This is a genomic window from Kitasatospora sp. NPDC023118 (assembly GCF_055560875.1).
This window is the reverse complement of the sequence record NZ_JBVHHW010000059.1, coordinates 1-16,692: the sequence shown is the minus strand read 5'-3', so window position 1 is coordinate 16,692 and position 16,692 is coordinate 1. Positions and strand designations below refer to the sequence as shown.

General features: G+C 73.5%; 11 protein-coding genes, 1 tRNA gene and 1 pseudogene. 6 read left to right on the top strand and 7 right to left on the bottom strand.

Translation table 11 applies throughout. The features are described from left to right. Nucleotides 1–354: 354 nt before the first annotated feature. From ACZ3UD_RS36725 to ACZ3UD_RS36705, 5 genes are all read right to left on the bottom strand, one after another. Complete coding sequence (locus tag ACZ3UD_RS36725; protein WP_465598155.1) at nucleotides 355–684, bottom strand: hypothetical protein; 330 nt, start codon at nucleotides 682–684, stop codon at nucleotides 355–357. Between the two features lie 467 nt (nucleotides 685–1,151). After that, nucleotides 1,152–2,516, bottom strand: coding sequence for an FAD-binding oxidoreductase (locus ACZ3UD_RS36720; protein ID WP_465598153.1), 1,365 nt, complete (start codon nucleotides 2,514–2,516; stop codon nucleotides 1,152–1,154). 121 nt (nucleotides 2,517–2,637) lie between these two features. Next, nucleotides 2,638–3,843, bottom strand: a complete 1,206-nt coding sequence (locus tag ACZ3UD_RS36715) for an MFS transporter (RefSeq protein WP_465598150.1) — start codon at nucleotides 3,841–3,843, stop codon at nucleotides 2,638–2,640. Between the two features lie 164 nt (nucleotides 3,844–4,007). Continuing rightward, nucleotides 4,008–4,095: transfer RNA gene (locus ACZ3UD_RS36710), tRNA-Ser, on the bottom strand. A 63-nt stretch (nucleotides 4,096–4,158) separates the two neighbouring features. Beyond that, nucleotides 4,159–6,093, bottom strand: a complete 1,935-nt coding sequence (locus ACZ3UD_RS36705) for a S1C family serine protease (RefSeq protein ID WP_465598147.1) — start codon at nucleotides 6,091–6,093, stop codon at nucleotides 4,159–4,161. A 371-nt stretch (nucleotides 6,094–6,464) separates the two neighbouring features. Here ACZ3UD_RS36705 and ACZ3UD_RS36700 point away from each other — a divergent pair, with 371 nt between their 5' ends. The 4 genes from ACZ3UD_RS36700 to ACZ3UD_RS36685 all read left to right on the top strand — a co-directional run bounded on the left by ACZ3UD_RS36700 (nucleotide 6,465) and on the right by ACZ3UD_RS36685 (nucleotide 10,719). Then, a complete protein-coding gene (locus ACZ3UD_RS36700) occupies nucleotides 6,465–7,877 on the top strand; it encodes a purine-cytosine permease family protein (RefSeq protein WP_465598144.1) in 1,413 nt (470 codons plus the stop codon). Between the two features lie 79 nt (nucleotides 7,878–7,956). Beyond that, a complete protein-coding gene (locus ACZ3UD_RS36695; RefSeq protein ID WP_465598141.1) occupies nucleotides 7,957–8,781 on the top strand; it encodes a glycerophosphodiester phosphodiesterase in 825 nt (274 codons plus the stop codon). Between the two features lie 388 nt (nucleotides 8,782–9,169). Further along, a complete protein-coding gene (locus ACZ3UD_RS36690; RefSeq protein WP_465598138.1) occupies nucleotides 9,170–9,607 on the top strand; it encodes an ATP-binding protein in 438 nt (145 codons plus the stop codon). Nucleotides 9,608–9,738: 131 nt separating this feature from the next. After that, nucleotides 9,739–10,719 carry a DUF5926 family protein gene (locus ACZ3UD_RS36685; protein ID WP_465598135.1) on the top strand — a complete coding sequence of 327 codons (981 nt, stop codon included), beginning with the start codon at nucleotides 9,739–9,741 and terminating at the stop codon, nucleotides 10,717–10,719. A gap of 215 nt (nucleotides 10,720–10,934) precedes the next feature. Here the strand turns inward: ACZ3UD_RS36685 and ACZ3UD_RS36680 are convergent, their stop codons facing one another. Then, nucleotides 10,935–11,570, bottom strand: coding sequence for a bifunctional DNA primase/polymerase (locus tag ACZ3UD_RS36680; RefSeq protein ID WP_465598132.1), 636 nt, complete (start codon nucleotides 11,568–11,570; stop codon nucleotides 10,935–10,937). A 619-nt stretch (nucleotides 11,571–12,189) separates the two neighbouring features. Between ACZ3UD_RS36680 and ACZ3UD_RS36675 the strand changes: the two genes are divergently transcribed. Beyond that, on the top strand, nucleotides 12,190–13,638 hold the full coding sequence (locus ACZ3UD_RS36675) for a PP2C family protein-serine/threonine phosphatase (protein ID WP_465598129.1): 1,449 nt from the start codon (nucleotides 12,190–12,192) through the stop codon (nucleotides 13,636–13,638). 126 nt (nucleotides 13,639–13,764) lie between these two features. Further along, nucleotides 13,765–15,264, top strand: coding sequence for an aminopeptidase P family protein (locus ACZ3UD_RS36670; protein WP_465598125.1), 1,500 nt, complete (start codon nucleotides 13,765–13,767; stop codon nucleotides 15,262–15,264). A gap of 165 nt (nucleotides 15,265–15,429) precedes the next feature. On the opposite strand, the pseudogene ACZ3UD_RS36665 reads toward ACZ3UD_RS36670, so the two are convergent. Then, a pseudogene (locus ACZ3UD_RS36665) lies at nucleotides 15,430–16,692 on the bottom strand (hypothetical protein); the annotation flags it as partial.

Sequence of the window (16,692 nt, the reverse complement as noted above, 5' to 3'; positions counted from 1 at the left end):
AGCACCTTTTCGATCATGATCGACTGGGGCCACAAGTCATGCCGGGCCCGGAGGCCGGGAGCCCCGTTGCGGGGCCGTGAAAAAGGTAACGGGGCTTCATGCGGACCGGGACTTCGAGCCGGCCGGAGGCTTCGGACCGGGCCCCGGACGCACTCGTGGGCGGTGCCGACGGCGGCACCGCCCACGAGGCCGGTTTCGCGGCGACCCTTTCCGCTTGGCCGGTCAAAGCGCTCTGTCCGATCCGCACCCGGACGGAAGCCCGCCCGGGAACCGCTTCGAGCCCCTCCGCGGATGCTCAGCTCACCCGCGGTCGTCCACCTCCGGCGCCCCCGCCGTCGGTGGTGCGCGGGGCGGTCAGCGGTAGATCGGGGCGAAGATGACGTTGACGTTCTTGTTGCCCTGGCCGGCCAGGATGCTGCCCGCGTTGTCCTTCGACGCGAGGGTGTTGTCCTGGTTCGAGGCACCGGAGCCGGTGGCTGTCTGCTGGGTGGAGACGTAGTTGCCGTCGACCCCGCCGAACACGTTCCCGGTCCCGGTGTTGGACACCACGCCGGCGTTGGAGCCGCCCGCGGCACCCGCGCCGTTGTCGGCGGCCGCGGCGCCGGCACCCGGCAGCAGCAGGCCGGCCGCCAGCGGGGCGGCTAGTAGGAACCCGGACACCCGGCGGGTGTTGATGCGAGCCATGTGAGTCTCCAAGAAGCCGTCAATCGTGCAATGTCGAGCATGGGGTGCGGGAGTTCGTCGGCCAGACGAACACCTGCTGGCTGCGACGCCGGTAGACAGACTTCCGCAACAAATCGACAAAGCACTAGCCGACAGGGCAGTTTTCGCCCGTTAGCGTGATATCCACCCGGGCCGCGCATAACGGCGGCGAATCCGAACAGCGCACCGACACACCATCGCCCACCTGGGATTTCGCCCGGACTGCGGCCGGACTGCGGCCGGTCGACGGACTTCGGGAAACGGCGCTTCGATGCCACGCGAACCACCGGGCGCACCGCCCCGGCGCAGTCCGCCCGTGAACGCGCCCCCCAAAAAAGTTCAACCACCCTTTCATGTCGACTTTTCGCCCATTCGTAGACCATCTGAAAGTCGTATTGAAAATTCGAGCGGAAGGGGCTGGGCCGGTGCGAACCGAAGGGTGTGGAAAATCAGACCATCTTGCCCGGGTTGAGGATCCCCAACGGGTCGAAGACGGCCTTGAGCTGCCGCTGCAGGTCCAGCGCTACCGGCCCCAGCTCGCGGGCCAGCCAGTCCCGCTTGAGCAGCCCCACCCCGTGCTCCCCGGTGATCGTGCCACCCAGCTCCAGTCCGAGCGCCATGATCTCGTCGAAGGAGCGCTGGGCCCGTACCGCCTGCTCCTCGTCCGAGTCGTCGAAGATCACGATCGGATGGGTGTTGCCGTCCCCGGCGTGGCTGACCACCCCGATGGTCAGCGCGTGCCGCTCGGCGATCGCCGCGACGCCGTTCAGCATCTCGGCCAGCCGGGAGCGCGGCACCGCCACGTCGTCGATCATCGTGGTGCCCAGCCGGTCCATCGCGGGCAGCGCCAGCCGCCGGGCCGCCAGCAGCAGGTCGGACTCCGCCTGGTCCTCGGCCGGCACCACCTCGGTCGCCCCGGCCTCCCGGCACAGCTCGGCGACCCGCGCCGACTCGGCCTCCCGGTCCGGCCCGTCGAAGGCCACCAGCAGCAGCGCCTGGGTCGACTCCGGCAGACCCATCCGCCCCAGCTCGTTGACGGCCCGCACCGAGACCGCGTCCATCAGCTCCATCAGTGACGGCGTCAGCCCGCGCGCCATCACCTCGCAGACCGCCGCACCGGCCGCGTCCGCGCTCGGGAACTCCGCCGCCAGCGCCAGCTGCGGGGCCGGTACGGGCCGCAGCGCCAGCACCGCCCGGACCACCACCCCGAGCGTCCCCTCCGAACCGACCAGCAGCCGGGTCAGGTCGTACCCGGCCACCCCCTTGGCCGTCCGGCGCCCGGTGGACAGCAGCCGCCCGTCCGCCAGCACCACGTCCAGCCCGAGCACGTACTCGCTGGTGACCCCGTACTTCACGCAGCAGAGCCCGCCCGCGCCGGTGCCGATGTTGCCGCCGATCGTGCAGGACTCCCAGCTGGACGGGTCCGGCGGGTAGTACATCCCCGATTCCTCGACGGCCCTGGACAGTTCGGCGTTCACCACACCGGGCTCCACGACCGCGATCCGGTTCACCGGGTCGATCTCCAGGATCCGGTTCAGCTTCACCAGGGACAGCACGATGCAGCCGTCCACCGCGTTCGCCGCCCCCGACAGCCCGGTCCGCGCCCCCTGCGGCACCACCGGCACCCGCAGCTCGGTGGCGGTGCGCAGCACGTGCTGCACCTGCTCCACCGTCTCCGGGAACACCACCACCGCAGGCGCACCTGCGGCGCAGAACCCGGCCATGTCACGGCTGTAGGCGGCGGTCACGTCCGGATCCACCACGACGGCCTCCGCCGGGAGGCCCCGCGCCAGTCGGTCCGTCAGATCACTCATCGCCGCCTCCACTCGCCGCCCGACCGCCCCCACCTCCGCACTCTGCCCGGCGGGGAGGGGGCGGGCAAGTGGGCCTCGGGGGTGCCGGGCGCCTCCGGACCGGACCGAACACGTCCCCGGGTCACACCCGACGGAAGGTCCGGGCAACCAGAGCCACCAAGCCCGCCGCCCCCGAGGCGACGGCACACAGGAGCATGGCCACGGCCGCACCCCCACTGTCGGCGAGCAGGCCGAGCAGTCCGTTGGACAGCACCAGCGCGACGCTCTGCACCAGCGTCAACAGCGCCTGCACCCGGGAGAGATGGGACGCCGGAGCGCCACCCAGCACCAGCGGCCCGAGGTGGCAGGCGAACAGCCCGGAGCCGACCCCGGTCACCGTGCTGCCCGCCACCGCCACCGCCGGCACCGGGAACAGGGCCAGCAGTGCGATGCCGGCCGAGGCCGTGCAGAGCCCGGCCGCTGCCCCGACCCCCGCCCGGGGCAGCGCGCCGCGCCAGGCGACCAGGCTCGCCACCGCGAGCACCCCGGCCGCCTGTCCGCCGGCCACCAGTCCGGCCGTCCCCGCCGTCCAGCCGTGCGCCCGGGCGAGCAGCGGCCCGAGCAGCGACACCACCGGCAGCAGTCCCGCTGCCGCGGCCCCGGTGAGCAGCAGCGCGGCCCGCAGCAGCGGGTCGCGCAGGGCGAACCGGACCCCGGATGCCGCCTCGCGCAGCAGCCCGCTCGGTGCGGCCGGCCCGGCGGCGTCCTCCCGGGGCCGGACCCTCAGCAGGACCAGCAGGACGACCCCGAAGCTCACCGCGTCCGCGACCGCAGCGCCGGCGAACCCCCCGGCGGTGACCAGCAGGCCGCCGAGCGGCGCTCCGAGCAGGGCGGCGCTCTGCCCGCCGGCCTGCCGCAGCGCGAGCGCCCGGGGCAGCCGGTCGACGGGCACCAGGCGGCGCGGCATCGATCCGCTCGCCGGGAGGTAGAAGGCGTCGACCGTCCCGATCACGGCCGCCGCCGCGACCAGCAGCCAGAGCGGCGCGCTCCGGCCGCCCACCGTGACCGCCAACGCGGCCGTCGCGACCAGCATCACCGCGTCCCCGGCGAGCATCACCCGGCGGGCGCCGAACCGGTCCGCGACCGCACCACCCAGCAGGACCAGCACGGTGCGCGGGACGGTGATCGCCGTCAGGACCAACCCGGCCGCCCCACCGCCGTGCGCGGAGGCGGCCCAGCCGAGGGCGAAGTACAGCGCGGCGTCGCCCAGCAGCCCGGCCTGGGTGCCGGCCAGCCAGAGCAGGTACGGACCGGGCAGCGGCGCCCGCGCAGTGGTGGCGGTGGTCATGCCGGGGGACGCTAGGGCCCTCGACCCGGTCGAGGGCAAGCACGGCCTACCGGCGGGACACCGGCTTCAGGGACGACCCCGGACACCGGACCGCTCCGGAAAACACCGCGGGCGGGTGCCGAGTGGTCTCGGCACCCGCCCTGAGCAGGTGGTTCTCCTACCGGCGGAGAGCGTGGGATTCGAACCCACGGTGACGGGTCACGCCACGACAGTTTTCAAGACTGTTCCCTTAGGCCGCTCGGGCAGCTCTCCAGGCGGAGGTCAGCCTAACGGGTCCGGCGGGCTTCGGCGCACACGATTCCGCGCTCCCGAGGGTCACTGGTCACCCTCGCGCTGACCGAGCGTGACCTTGGTGCTGTACGTCTGGCCGTTGCGGGTGTACTCGACGTCCACGGTCTCGCCCGGCTTGTGCGTCCAGATCCGGCTGACCAGGGCGGGGCCGTTCTCGATCGGCGCGCCGCCGAGCTTGGTGATCACGTCGCCCGGCTTGAGGCCGGCCTTGTCGGCCGCGCCGCCGGGGGTGACGGCCGGCTGGCCCTGGATGTCGCGGGTCTGGATCTGCGCGCCGTCGCCCTTGTAGTCGTCGTTGCGCAGCACGTCGAGCTTGGCGTAGACCGGCTTGCCGGTCTTGATCAGGGTGTCCGCGACCCACTTGGCCTGGTTGATCGGGATGGCGAAGCCCAGGCCGATGCTGCCGGCCCGGCCGTTGGCGGAGGCGTTGGACTGGATCGCCGAGTTGATGCCGATCACCGCACCGCTGGAGTCGAGCAGCGGGCCACCGGAGTTGCCGGGGTTGATCGAGGCGTCGGTCTGCAGGGCGTTCATGTACGAGGCCTGCGAGCCGGTCTCGTCGCCCGAGGCGACCGGGCGGTCCTTGGCGCTGACGATGCCGCTGGTGACGGTGGACTCCAGGCCGTACGGCGCGCCGATCGCGATCGTGGCGTCGCCGACGTTGACCCTGTCGGAGTCGGCCAGCGCCAGGGGCGCCAGCTTGTCCTTCGGCGGGTTGTCGATCTTGACCACGGCGACGTCGTAACCCTCGGCGTGGCCCAGCACCGAGGCGCTGTAGGACGCGCCGTCGGCGAACTTGACGGTCAGTTTGCCGCCGTTGAGGGTCGGCGCGACCACGTGGTTGTTGGTGAGGATGTGGCCCTCGGTGTCGAAGACGAAGCCAGTGCCGGTGCCGGACTCGGTGCTGCCCTGCGCCTTGATGGTGACGACGCTGGGCAGCGCCTTCTGCGCGATGGCGGCGATCGAGCCGGGGACGGGCTCGTTCTTCTGGGTGTTGCTGGCCTGCACGGTGGTGCTGCGGTGGTCGTTCGCCGAACTGCTGCTGGTGTGGTTGGTGGCGACCACGCCGAGCGCGCCGCCGGCCACGCCGGCGACCAGCGCGACGGCCGCGAGCAGGGCCACCAGGCCGCCGCGCTTCTTGCGCGGGCCACCGGGGCCGTTCGGGCCGCCGGGGTAGTCGGCCGGGTAACCGAGCGGGCCGCCGGGGTAGTCGGGGCCGTCGGGCCCGCCGGGGTAGCCCGCGCCGCCGGAGGTGGCGTCGTGGGCGGCGCCCCAGCCGCCGACCGGCTGGCCGGCGCCGAACGGGTGGTGGCCGTGCGCGGCGGGCGCACCGGCGGGCGCGGCACCGTACGGCTCCTGGGCGGCGGCGGCCGGGGCCCCGTACGGCTCCTGCGCGCCGGCGGCGGGCACGCCGTGGGACGGGGTCGCGTACGGGTTGGCGGCCGGCGGCAGGGCCGGGGCGACCGGGGCCGCGGCCGGAGCGGCGGGGGCCGCGGGCGCGGGCGCGACGGGCGGCAGGACCGGCGGCGGGGCGTCGATGTAGCCGGTGACCGGGTCGACGGCGTGCTCCTCGGCGGCGGGCGCCGCCGGGGCCTCCGGCGCCGGGACCTTGGTGAAGGCCACGGTGGGCTTGTGACCACCCTCGGCCGGGGCGGCCGCAGCCGGAGCGGCCTCGACCGGCTCGGGCCTGGCCTCCGACACGGCCTCCGGCTCCGGGACGCGGCCGAACGCCATCGTCGGCTTGTGCCCGCCGTCGCCCGCGGCGGCGGCGTCGGCGGCGACCGACGCCGCGTCAGCGGCTTCCGGCGCGGCCTCGGGCTCGGGGACCCGGCTGAACGCCATGGTCGGCTTGTGGCCGCCCTGAGCGGTGCCGTCGGAAACGGACCCAGCCGCCTCCTCGGGGCCTGCGGGCTGCTCCCCCTGCGGCCCGGTGGGCCCAACCTCGCGCTCGGTGCTCACGGACGACCTCCATAGCTGACAGAACCAAGGACCATAGTTTTTCGCACCGTCGATTCGATTGCCGTAAGGACCCCCCTGAAGAACTCATAAGAATCCTTAGCCGACACCGACGACGGCGATGACGGCGACGGTCGGGGGGCTCCCCTCCCCGCGCCCGGACGTTCCGCGATGCGGACCGCACACCCCGTGGCCTTTGGCGTTCGTCCCCGTGCCGGTTAGCCTGTCGCTCCAAACTGACACGCGGGAGCTTGGACCGACCAGGCTGAGAGTGCGCATGTCGACCGTACGCCAAGCGGGACACCGGCGAACCGTCGAGGGGGCGCTGACCGCCGGAACCTGTCCGGGTAATGCCGGCGTAGGGAGTATCGGCCATGCCGCCTGCTTCGCCATCCTCTTCTTCGGGCGCGCCCACGTCCAAGGATTTCCTTGATCGTCCCGCGGACGCGACCGCCCCCGGCACCGACGGGCGCGTCGAGGCGCCGCTGGTGCTGGACACCGAGCCGCCGCGCACCCTGCGCTTGCGGGACCACTTCGCACTCTGGATGAACCTGGGCGTCAGCCTGATCGGCTTCTCCACCGCCGCCAGCGTGCTCGGCGAGAAGGGCAGCGAGCTGTCGCTGGCCGCCGCGGTGACCGCGATCGTGGCCGGTACGGCGGTCGGCACCGCGATGCTCGGCGTGGCCGCGCTGATCGGCGCCCGGACCGGCGCCCCCGCGATGGCCAACCTGCGCGGGCTGTTCGGCACCCGGCTGTCCTACCTGCCGACCGTGCTGAACATCGTCCAGTGCATCGGCTGGGGCGTGTTCGAGCTGCTGACCATCTCGGCGGGCGCCCAGACCGTCGCCCACACCACCGGCTACCGCTGGCTGTTCGTGCTGGCCGCGGGCGCGCTGACCACCGCACTGACGATCTGGCCGCTGGGCGCGATCGCGGTGCTGCGCCGCTTCGTGGCCGGGGCGGTCGCGGTCGCGATGGTGTACTTCACCGTCCAGCTGGGCCGTCAGGGCGTGCCGGACCCGGGCGCGGGCAACTGGCACGGTTTCCTGGGCGCCACCGACGCGATGATCGCGGTGTCGATCTCCTTCGTCCCGATGGCCGCCGACTACACCCGGCACTCGCGCACCGCGGGCTCGGCCTTCTGGGGCAGCTTCTCCGGTTACACCGTCGCCCAGGTCTGGTGCTACGTGCTCGGCCTGATGGCGCTGCTGCAGTCCGACGGCGACCCGAGCCGGATCTTCGACTCCTTCCTCGGTGTCTGGGCCGGCTGGCTGTTCCTGCTGGTGCTGGTCCTGCGCGAGACCGACCAGTCCTTCGCCAACGTGTACTCGACCGCGATGTCGCTGCAGAACCTGCTCCCGCGGGTGGACCGCCGGGTGCTGAGCGGCGGGATCGGCGTGCTGACCACCGTGCTGGCGCTGCGGATCGACAAGTTCACCGACACCTACAGCAACTTCCTCGGCCTGATCGGCTCGGTGTTCGTGCCGCTGCTCGCGGTGCTGGCGGTGGACTACTTCTTCGGGGCCGGCCGGCACGGCTGGGACCTCTCCGAGAAGGCGCCGTCCCGCTGGCTGATGCTGCTGCCGTGGGTGCTGGGCTTCGCGGTCTACCAGTTCATCGCGCCCACCGCGGTGGCCGGCTGGTGGACGGACTTCTGGACCTCGGCCCAGCGGGCCCTGCACTTCACCCCGCAGGAGTGGACCTCCGCCTCGCTGTTCGCCTTCCTGGTACCGGCCCTGGTCACCTGGGCGCTCACCCCACTGACCCGGCGAGCCGCCCGCGCCTGAGACACCGGGGGCGAAACCGGCTCCGCAGGTTGGGACCGTCTTCGCCCCCGCGTCACCTCCGCCGCCTATCGTTGGGCCCGTGACCAGCCCAGACCTGTCCTCGGCGGCGGCGCGCACCGCGCCCTCCGTCCAGGTGATCGCCCATCGCGGTTCCTCCCACGCGCTGCCCGAGCACACCTTCGCGGCCTACCGGCGCGCGCTCGACGAGGGCGCGGACGCCGTCGAGTGCGACGTCCGGGTGACGGCCGACGGCGAGCTGGTCTGCGTGCACGACCGCCGGATCGGCCGGGTCTCGAACGGCCAGGGCACCGTCTCCGCGATGACCCTCGCCGAGCTGGAGGCGTACGACTTCGGCGCCTGGAAGACCGGCCGCCCCAGCACCGACCCGGAGCTGCGCGGCGTGCTGCGGCTGGAGCGCCTGCTGGAGCTGGTGGTGGACTGCGGCCGCCCGGTGGACCTGGCGATCGAGACCAAGCACCCGGTCCGCTTCCGCGGCCGCGTCGAGGCCGAGCTGCTGCGGATGCTGGAGCGGTTCAAGATCGGCGCGTCCCGGGAGGGCGACCGCCCGTCCGCCCGGATCATGAGCTTCTCCTCGATCGCGCTGAACCGGGTGGCCGTCGCCGCGCCGGAGTACCAGCGGGTCTTCCTGATCGAACGGATGCTGCCGCTGCTCGGCCAGCTGCGCCCGGGCAAGCCGCTGCCGGGCGGGGCGCGGATCGCCGGCCCGGGCATCGAGCTGATCAAGGCCAAGCCGCAGCTGGTGCCCCGGCTGCGCGAGCTGGGGCACCAGGTGCACGTGTGGACGGTGGACGAGCCGGCCGACGTCGAGCTCTGTCTGGAGCTCGGGGTGTCCGCGATCATCACCAACCGGCCCGCGGAGGTGCTGGCCCAGCTCGGGCGGTGACCGGCCGGCGGGCCGAAGGCCGTACCCGTTCAGCCCGATCACTCTGGTCGGCAGTCAAACCTTCTGTGCACGGAATTGCCGGAATTCTTGCGTTCGGGCGACGGAGGGTGAGCACGGAATGACCTCTCGTCGACCCTGAGTCGCGTTGCTCGAAATGGACTCGCGGGATCCTCCGGCGGTCGTTTCCGACGCATTACCAAGGGGCATCCATCCCTCGGCATACGCTGAAGGAGGTCCGGGGGTGGCGTTGATGGTGGCGCGCGAAGTGCCGACTTCATCGACCATGGCAGTGCCGCACGGCCCAGCGAGTGTCGGGGTCGTACGGCGCCGGCTGCGTCGAGATCTGGGTGACAGGCAGATACCGGAACCGGTCATTGACGATGCCGTATTGATCCTTTCCGAACTGTTGAGCAACGCCTGTCGATACGCCCGTCCGCTCGGCCCGCTGCCGGCCCTCGGCCGCGGGGCCCGGGCCGAGGTGGTGAACCAGCTGCTGGTCGGCGTCCCCTCCGGGACGCACCCCGCAGCGGGCGGCCGGGAGCACGACGAGGGTACGGACGAGCCGGGCGGCGGTGTGCTGGTCCGCTGGCAGATGCACGCCGACGGCGTGCTCACCCTGGAGGTCACCGACGGCGGCGCGACCACCCGGCCGCTGCCCGCCAGTCCTTCGCTGACCTCGCGGGGCGGTCGCGGCCTGAGCATCGTCGACCAGCTGGCCAGCGACTGGGGCGTGCGCGACGCGCCCGGCGAGGTGACGGTCTGGGCGGCGCTACCCGCCCGGGCCCGGCACGCCCGGCGCACCGGCGACGACGCGCGCAGCGCGTAGCCGCACGTCCACGGGCACACGCCCGCGGGCACACGCCCGTACGACGCCCGCCCCGGCGCGTTCCCGCGCGCCGGGGGAACGTCAGTAGGCTTCCCGGAGCAAAGGACCACCGTTCCCGGGAGAGCCGCACCATGGGCAAGAAGGCCGCCAAGAAGGCGCCGCAGCGCCAGTCCACCGCCGTCACGGGCGAGATCCCCGTGGTCGGGGCCCGCGAGGACTGCCCCTGCGGCTCGGGCCGCCGGTACAAGGCCTGTCACGGCCGGGAGGCCTCGCACGCGGTGCAGGAGCTGGTGCACCGCCCGTTCGAGGGCCTGGCGGGCGAGGCCGACTGGGTGGCGCTGCGCGAGCTGGTGCCGGCCGCGACGGTGCCGCTGACGCTGGCCGCCGGGGTCGCCGAGACCGCCGCCGGTGACGTCCCGTCGGTGACCCTGGCCACCGTGCTGCCGCTGGCCTGGCCGGCGCTGCGCCGCCAGGACGGCTCGATCCTGCTCGGCCTGCAGACCCAGTCCGCCTCCGGCGACCTCAGCCGCGACCTCGCGGACGCCCTGGAGCTGGCCCTGGCCACCGAGCCGGGCACCCCGGTGCCGGCCCGCCGGACCGTCCCGGGCGGGCGCCGCCTGCAGGACCTCCTGGACACCACCGCCGCGTTCACGCCCACCGTGCACACCGGCTTCGAGTTCTGGCTGGAGGACGCCGAGACCGCCACCGGCGAGGTCGCCGCCTCCCTGGAGCGCGCCAACGCCTCGGCCATCCCGACCGAGAAGCTGGCCGGCCTCGACGCCGCCTACTGGTGCGGCACCCCGGACAAGAACCACCTGCGCTGGGTGATGACCGTGCCCGAGGAGAAGCTGCTGGACGCGCTGGCCCGGCTGAACGCCGCCGGCGAGGCCTCGCTCGGCCCGGACACCCGCCTGGTCGGTTCCTTCCGCGCGCACGGCCTGACCGTCCCGGTGTGGGACCTCCCGCTCGCCATGACCGCCGCCGACTGCGAGAAGCCGGCCGCCGAGTTCGCCGAGCGGCTCGCCGCCGTCCTCGCCGACGAGACCCCGCTGACCGCCGACGAGCGGCGCGCCCGCGCAAACCTGGTGAACCGTCAGGTCACCTTGAACTAAAGCACGCGGGATCAGGGTGATACGCGTCACATTGTCGCGGTGAAGCCGCAATTTCCGGGCCTGGAGGGCGTCTTGGAAATTGGCGCGGGCGCGGATCCTTGTTACTGTCTAAAGAGTCCGGCCGCTGGTGCATCCCCCGTCGCCAGCGGCCGGATCTTTTGTTTTCCGGAGCGGCCCACCGAAGCGGGCCCCGGAACCCCTCCGGCGGCGCCCCGTCAGTGCGCCGAGCGGCCGCTGTCCAGCCGGACCGTCGCATCCACCAACTCGCCCAGCAACGGCCCGACCTGCGGCAGCCGGACCCCACCGCCCACCGACGGCCGTGGCGCCAGCACCCAGCGCACCCGACCGGCCGCCCCGCCGGGCGGCAGCGGCAGGAAGCCGCCCGACCCGTGGTAGCGCAACGATCCAGGAACCAAAGGGAGTTGGGCGAGCATCTCGCCGAGCGCGTCGAGCGAGTACGGGGCCACCAGGAGCGCGTAGCGACCCGGCATCGCCAGCACCGGGCCGAGCGGCAACCGCAGCGCGCCCAGGTGGACCAGCGCCCGGGCCCCGGCCGCCGCGGGCAGCGAGACCGCCGAGACGGCGGAGCCGGTGGCGGCCAGCACCGGCGCGTCCGGGCTCTGCCGCTCCCACCACCAGCGCACCATCCGGGCGTCCGTGGTGGCGGCCAGCAGCGAGGGGTCGTGCGGATGCGCGCCGGGCACCGGGCAGTCCCGGTCGCCGCAGGAACAGCGCCCGCCGCACAGCACGGTGCCCGGCACCACGGGCCAGCGGTGTTCGACGGCGGCCGTCAGGGCCGCGTCCAGCCGGGCGGACGACTCCTGCGACCGGCTCTTCGGATCCTCACGCATGGCGCTCGTTCCTTTCCCTGACCGCTCGGTTCGCTCCGCCCACGGCATCCGGCGGGACTCGCCACACGGGCCCGCGACGGCACGGCCCCGGGCGGCGCGAAGCGGGGGCGGGCGGCATGGCGGACGGCGCGGCTACGACGTGGAGCACGGTGTGGAGCACGACATGAGAAGGGCCGCGCACTGGAACAGCCCTTGGAACGAGAATCCCGTATGCGACCGGATGGACGCCGCCCGGGCGCGCTTGGTTCCACCGTACGAGTGAGAGACTTCCGGCCAGCCCGGTGCACGGGCGGCGCGGACATACGATCCGGACGGCCGCCCGGTCCGTCCTCTCGGTTCTGCCCGCTCCCGGCCCGCTCCATGCCTCCGGACCCGACCGGCGCGCGCACCTTCCACGCACGCCCTCCGACCGGGGTGATGACGATGTGGAACCGGCCACCGCGTCGTCCTGGATCTGGACATGCCCCGAATGGCCTGTGTAGAAGTGGTGGCATTGCTGTCGATCAATGACGAGTAGTAGCGAATCGAGGCGAAACACGCCCTTTGGCCGTGCTCGCTCCACATTGGGCCGTATCTGGGGGTTCCGCATGGCACGTAGCACCGCGTCAGGAGTGGCGGCATGACCGAGTCCCACGCGTCGACGTCCCACCCGTCGCCGACGACCGCCGAGCTGGGCGAACCCGGTTGCGCGGGCGGCCTCACCGTCCTCGACCTGCCCGACCTGCCCGGCCGCGCCGACGCGCCGGAGGGCACCGCGGACGACCTCACGGCACCGTCCGCCACCGTGCAGGACCGTTTGGCCGGACGTCTGTCCGATATCACCAGCCTGCACGAGCACACCGAACGGCTCGCCCATGCCCGCGGCCTCGCCGCCACCCTGGACGCCGTCCTCGCCTCCGGCGCCGCGCTGCTCGGCGCCAGCCGCGGCGTCCTGGTCACCCTGATGCCCGGCGGCGGCTCCGGCCAGCCGGTCGGCCTCGGCCTCGACCGGGCCAGCCTCGGCGCCCTGGAGACCGTCCCGACCGAGCAGAGCCTGCTCGCCCGGCTGCTACGCGAACAGGACCGGCCCGAACAGCTGCACTCCGCCGACCTCGCCGAGGACCCGGCCATCGGCGCCCGGCTGCGCGAACTCGCCGTCCACCTCGGCCTCGGCGGCGCCTTCGGCCTGCCGCTCGCCACCGCCGAGGACGGCCCGATCGCGGCCGCCCTCTGGTTCTACGACCGCCCCGCCGAGCCCGCCGGCCGCCAGCGCGAACTCGCCCGCCACTACTGCGAGATCGCCGCCCCGCTGCTCGCCAAGCAGCTGGAGGCCGAACGCATCCGGCGCACCACCGAGGCGCTGCGCCGCGGCCTGCTGCCGGACCGCCTCCCCCAGCCGGACGGGCTGCGGCTGGCCGCCCGGCTCCTCCCGGCCGGTCTGGACCGCTCCTGCGGAAGCGACTGGTACGACGCCATCCCGCTGCCGGACGGCACCGTCGGCCTCACCGTCGGCTCGGTCTCCGGCGACGGCCCCGGCGCGGGCCCCGGCTCCGCCCCCGGCGCGGCCGCCGCGATGGGCCGGGTCCGGGCCGCGCTGCGGGCCTACGCGGTGCTGGAGGGCGAGGACCCGGTCTCCGTCCTGGGCGACCTGGAGCTGCTGCTCAAGACCACCGAGCCGAGCCGCACCGCCACCGCCGTCTACGCCTGGGTCGAGCCCGAGGAGCGCCGGATCACCCTCGCCGGCGCCGGGAACTGCCCGCCGATCCTGGTCGGCCGGCACGGCGCCGAGTTCGTCGAGACCTCGCTCTCCGCACCGCTCGGCATGCTGGCCTGCTGGGAGGCCCCCGGGGTGGACTTCACCGCCGAGCGCGGCGACACCCTGCTGCTCTACACCGAGGGCCTGGCCCGCCGCTGCGGCCCGACCCTGCACGCCGGGCAGGCCAACCTGCGCCGGGCCGCCGCCGACGCCCCGCGCGACGTGCGGATCGACCCGGACCGGCTCTGCGCCCACCTGCTGGCCGTCTGCCCCGGCCCGGACGCCGGCCTGGCCACCGACGACCTGATGATGCTGGCGGCACGCTTCGAGTAGGTATGCGAACCCCGAATCGGTGAGCGGCCGAGCGTCCGTACCATGGACGCACGGCCGCCCGCGCGTGTCGCGATCCGACACCTCCCCCGAGGGGCGGCGGTACCACCCCCCAAGGAGGCGTTGCACGTGACCGAGGACCGGACCCCCGCGGTGGCCGAGAACCCCGAGGCCGAGGGCGGCGAGGAGCCGCAGCAGTTCAGCGGCCGCAAGAACGGCCTCTACGGCGAGATCTCGGACGAGCTGTCCGCCTCGATGAAGTCCGGCTGGGCCGACACCGAGCTGCACGGCCTCGCCCCGATCGCCCAGGCCCCGTACGCGGCCGAGCGCCGCGCCAAGCTCTCCGCCGCCTACCCCGGCCAGCGCCTGGTCGTCCCCGCCGGCAACCTGCGGGTGCGCGCCAACGACACCGACTACAGCTTCCGCGCGGCCAGCGAGTACGTGCACCTCACCGGTGACCAGACCGAGGACGCGGTGCTGGTCGCCGAGCCGACCGGCGAGGCCGGCCACGAGTTCACCCTCTACCTGCTGCCCCGCTCGAACCGCGAGAACGGCGAGTTCTGGCTGGACGGCTACGGCGAGCTGTGGGTCGGCCGCCGGCACAGCCTGACCGAACAGGAGCAGCTGCTCGGCCTGCCGGCGCGCGACGTCCGCAAGGCCGCCGAGGAGCTGGCCGAGCGGGCCAAGGACCCCGCCGTGCCGACCCGCATCGTCCGCGGCTACGACGCCGGCCTGGAGGCCGCGCTGGCCGAGGTGCTGGACGCCGACAAGGACGCCGAGTTCAAGGAGTTCCTCAGCGGCCTGCGGCTGGTCAAGGACGAGTGGGAGATCGGCGAGCTGCGCGCCGCCTGCGACGCCACCGTCAACGGCTTCACCGACGTGGTCCGCGAGCTCGGCCAGGCCGTCGCCACCTCGGAGCGCTGGATCGAGGGCACCTTCTGGCGCCGCGCCCGGGTCGAGGGCAACGACGTCGGCTACGGCACCATCGCCGCGGCCGGCCCGCACGCCACCACTCTGCACTGGGTCCGCAACGACGGCGACGTGCGCCCCGGCGAGCTCCTGCTGCTGGACGCCGGCGTGGAGACCCACACCCTCTACACCGCCGACGTCACCCGCAGCCTGCCGATCAACGGCCGCTTCACCGAGCTCCAGCGCAAGATCTACGACGCGGTGTACGACGCCCAGGAGGCCGGCATCGCCGCGGTCAAGCCCGGCGCCCGCTTCCGCGACTTCCACGAGGCCTCGCAGCGCGTCCTCGCCGAGCGCCTGCTCGCCTGGGGCCTGCTGGACGCCTCGGTGTACGACGTCGAGAAGGTCCTGGAGCTCGGCCTGCAGCGCCGCTGGACCCTGCACGGCACCGGCCACATGCTCGGCCTGGACGTCCACGACTGCGCCCACTCGCGCCGCGAGGAGCACGTCGACGCCCTGCTGGTGCCCGGCATGGTGCTCACCGTCGAGCCCGGTCTGTACTTCCAGCAGGACGACCTGACCGTGCCGGAGGAGTACCGCGGCATCGGCGTCCGGATCGAGGACGACATCCTGGTCACCGCCGAGGGCAACGAGAACCTCTCGGCGGGGCTGCCGCGCCGCTCCGAGGACGTCGAGGCGTGGATGGCCTCGCTCGCCTGAGCCGATCGGTGAAGGGCCCCGGCCTCCCCCGGTGGGGAGGCCGGGGCCCTTCGGCCGTCGGCGAGGGGTCAGCGCCGGACGGCGGGCCGGACGGTGGTGACGGCGCCGCGGTGGCCGTCGGAGTCGCGAGCGTCTGCGGCGCCTTTCGCGGCAGCATGCCGGACGCTACTTCACGACCCGCACCGGGATGCTGTTCCGGCCGATGGTGGTCAGCGGCCCCGTACCGTCGTACGGCAGCGCGGCCTGCGCCGTCACCGGCATCACCCCTGCGCCGTTCGCGCCGTCGAGGGTGAGCCGGAACTTCACCGTCCTGCTCTGGCCCGGCGCCAGCGGGAAGGAGGCCACCTTGCCCGCCAGCGCGTAGTCCATGCCTCCCGCGGGCGAGACCGGAACCGGGGTCCAGTGGTCACCGTCCAGGCGCTCCAGCTTGCCCGCGTTCACCGGCTCGGTATCACCGCTCGCCGGCGATCCCGCATAGGACTCGGTGTAGAGCAGCGGCTGGACCGACGCGTAGGAGGTCTGGCCGGTGTTCCGGTACGTCACCGAGAAGGCCACCGGCGTGCCGTTCGCCGGCACCTGCTGACCGGCGCCGAGGCCGTCGAGGGCGATGCCGATGTCGTTCTCGTTCGGCGCGAGGAACGGGGTTTTGTAGCCGCTGAGGTCCAGGGTGTCCAGGATCGAGACCACGGCGGCCTGGTGCTCCGGCTTGAGGCCGGCCGTCGTCAGGTACACCTGGTCCTGGGTGAAGCGCCACATCTGCGCGGTGAAGGACTCCTTGCTGTTGCAGGAGACCTGCCAGATGGACTTGTAGGCCGGACGATCGGCCACGATGTCCCGGGTGCTGGTGGGGACGGAGGTCTTCAGCGCGTCGTTCGGGCCAAGGGCGTGCGGATTGCCCCACACCGGGCAGGAGGGCTGCTTGGCCCAGCCGGACTCGCTGCCGGACGCGTTGACGTTCGGCCAGGAACCGCTCTGGTTGACCTCGTCGAAGCTGGTGTAGACGGTCAGCAGCGCACCGTACGGTTCGCAGTCGGCGCCCTGGGCGGACTTCGGCGCGCCGGGGGCGAGGATGCACAGTGAGGAGGCCGTGGGACCAGGGACCGTCCGCCAGCCCGCCGGGACCTTGAACTTGACTCCCCGGAAGGTGTACGAGCTGGCCGAGCCGGTCGGTGTGGGAGTGGAGGACGGGGTGACGTCCGCGAGCGGGACGTCCGTCTCCGCGTCGCCGGTCGGGGTGCCGGTGTCGGTGGGGGTGACCGTCGGGGTGGGGGTGACCGCCGGGGTGGGGGCGGCCGTCGGGCTCGGGGAGGTGGTGATGCTGGCGGCCGGGGGCGGGGGGACGTCCTGCTTGGCGACCGGGTCGCCGTGGAAGGCGAGCACGCCGATGGCCAGGGAAGCGGCCAGGGCGAGGATCGGCGCGGTGGTCAG

What these genes read in the sequence shown, in the direction of transcription:
- ACZ3UD_RS36725 (WP_465598155.1), bottom strand. Translation starts at nt 684, where the DNA reads ATGGCTCGCATCAACACCCGCCGGGTGTCCGGGTTCCTACTAGCCGCC.
- ACZ3UD_RS36720 (WP_465598153.1), bottom strand. Translation starts at nt 2,516, where the DNA reads ATGAGTGATCTGACGGACCGACTGGCGCGGGGCCTCCCGGCGGAGGCC.
- ACZ3UD_RS36715 (WP_465598150.1), bottom strand. Translation starts at nt 3,843, where the DNA reads ATGACCACCGCCACCACTGCGCGGGCGCCGCTGCCCGGTCCGTACCTG.
- ACZ3UD_RS36700 (WP_465598144.1), top strand. Translation starts at nt 6,465, where the DNA reads ATGCCGCCTGCTTCGCCATCCTCTTCTTCGGGCGCGCCCACGTCCAAG.
- ACZ3UD_RS36685 (WP_465598135.1), top strand. Translation starts at nt 9,739, where the DNA reads ATGGGCAAGAAGGCCGCCAAGAAGGCGCCGCAGCGCCAGTCCACCGCC.
- ACZ3UD_RS36680 (WP_465598132.1), bottom strand. Translation starts at nt 11,570, where the DNA reads ATGCGTGAGGATCCGAAGAGCCGGTCGCAGGAGTCGTCCGCCCGGCTG.
- ACZ3UD_RS36675 (WP_465598129.1), top strand. Translation starts at nt 12,190, where the DNA reads ATGACCGAGTCCCACGCGTCGACGTCCCACCCGTCGCCGACGACCGCC.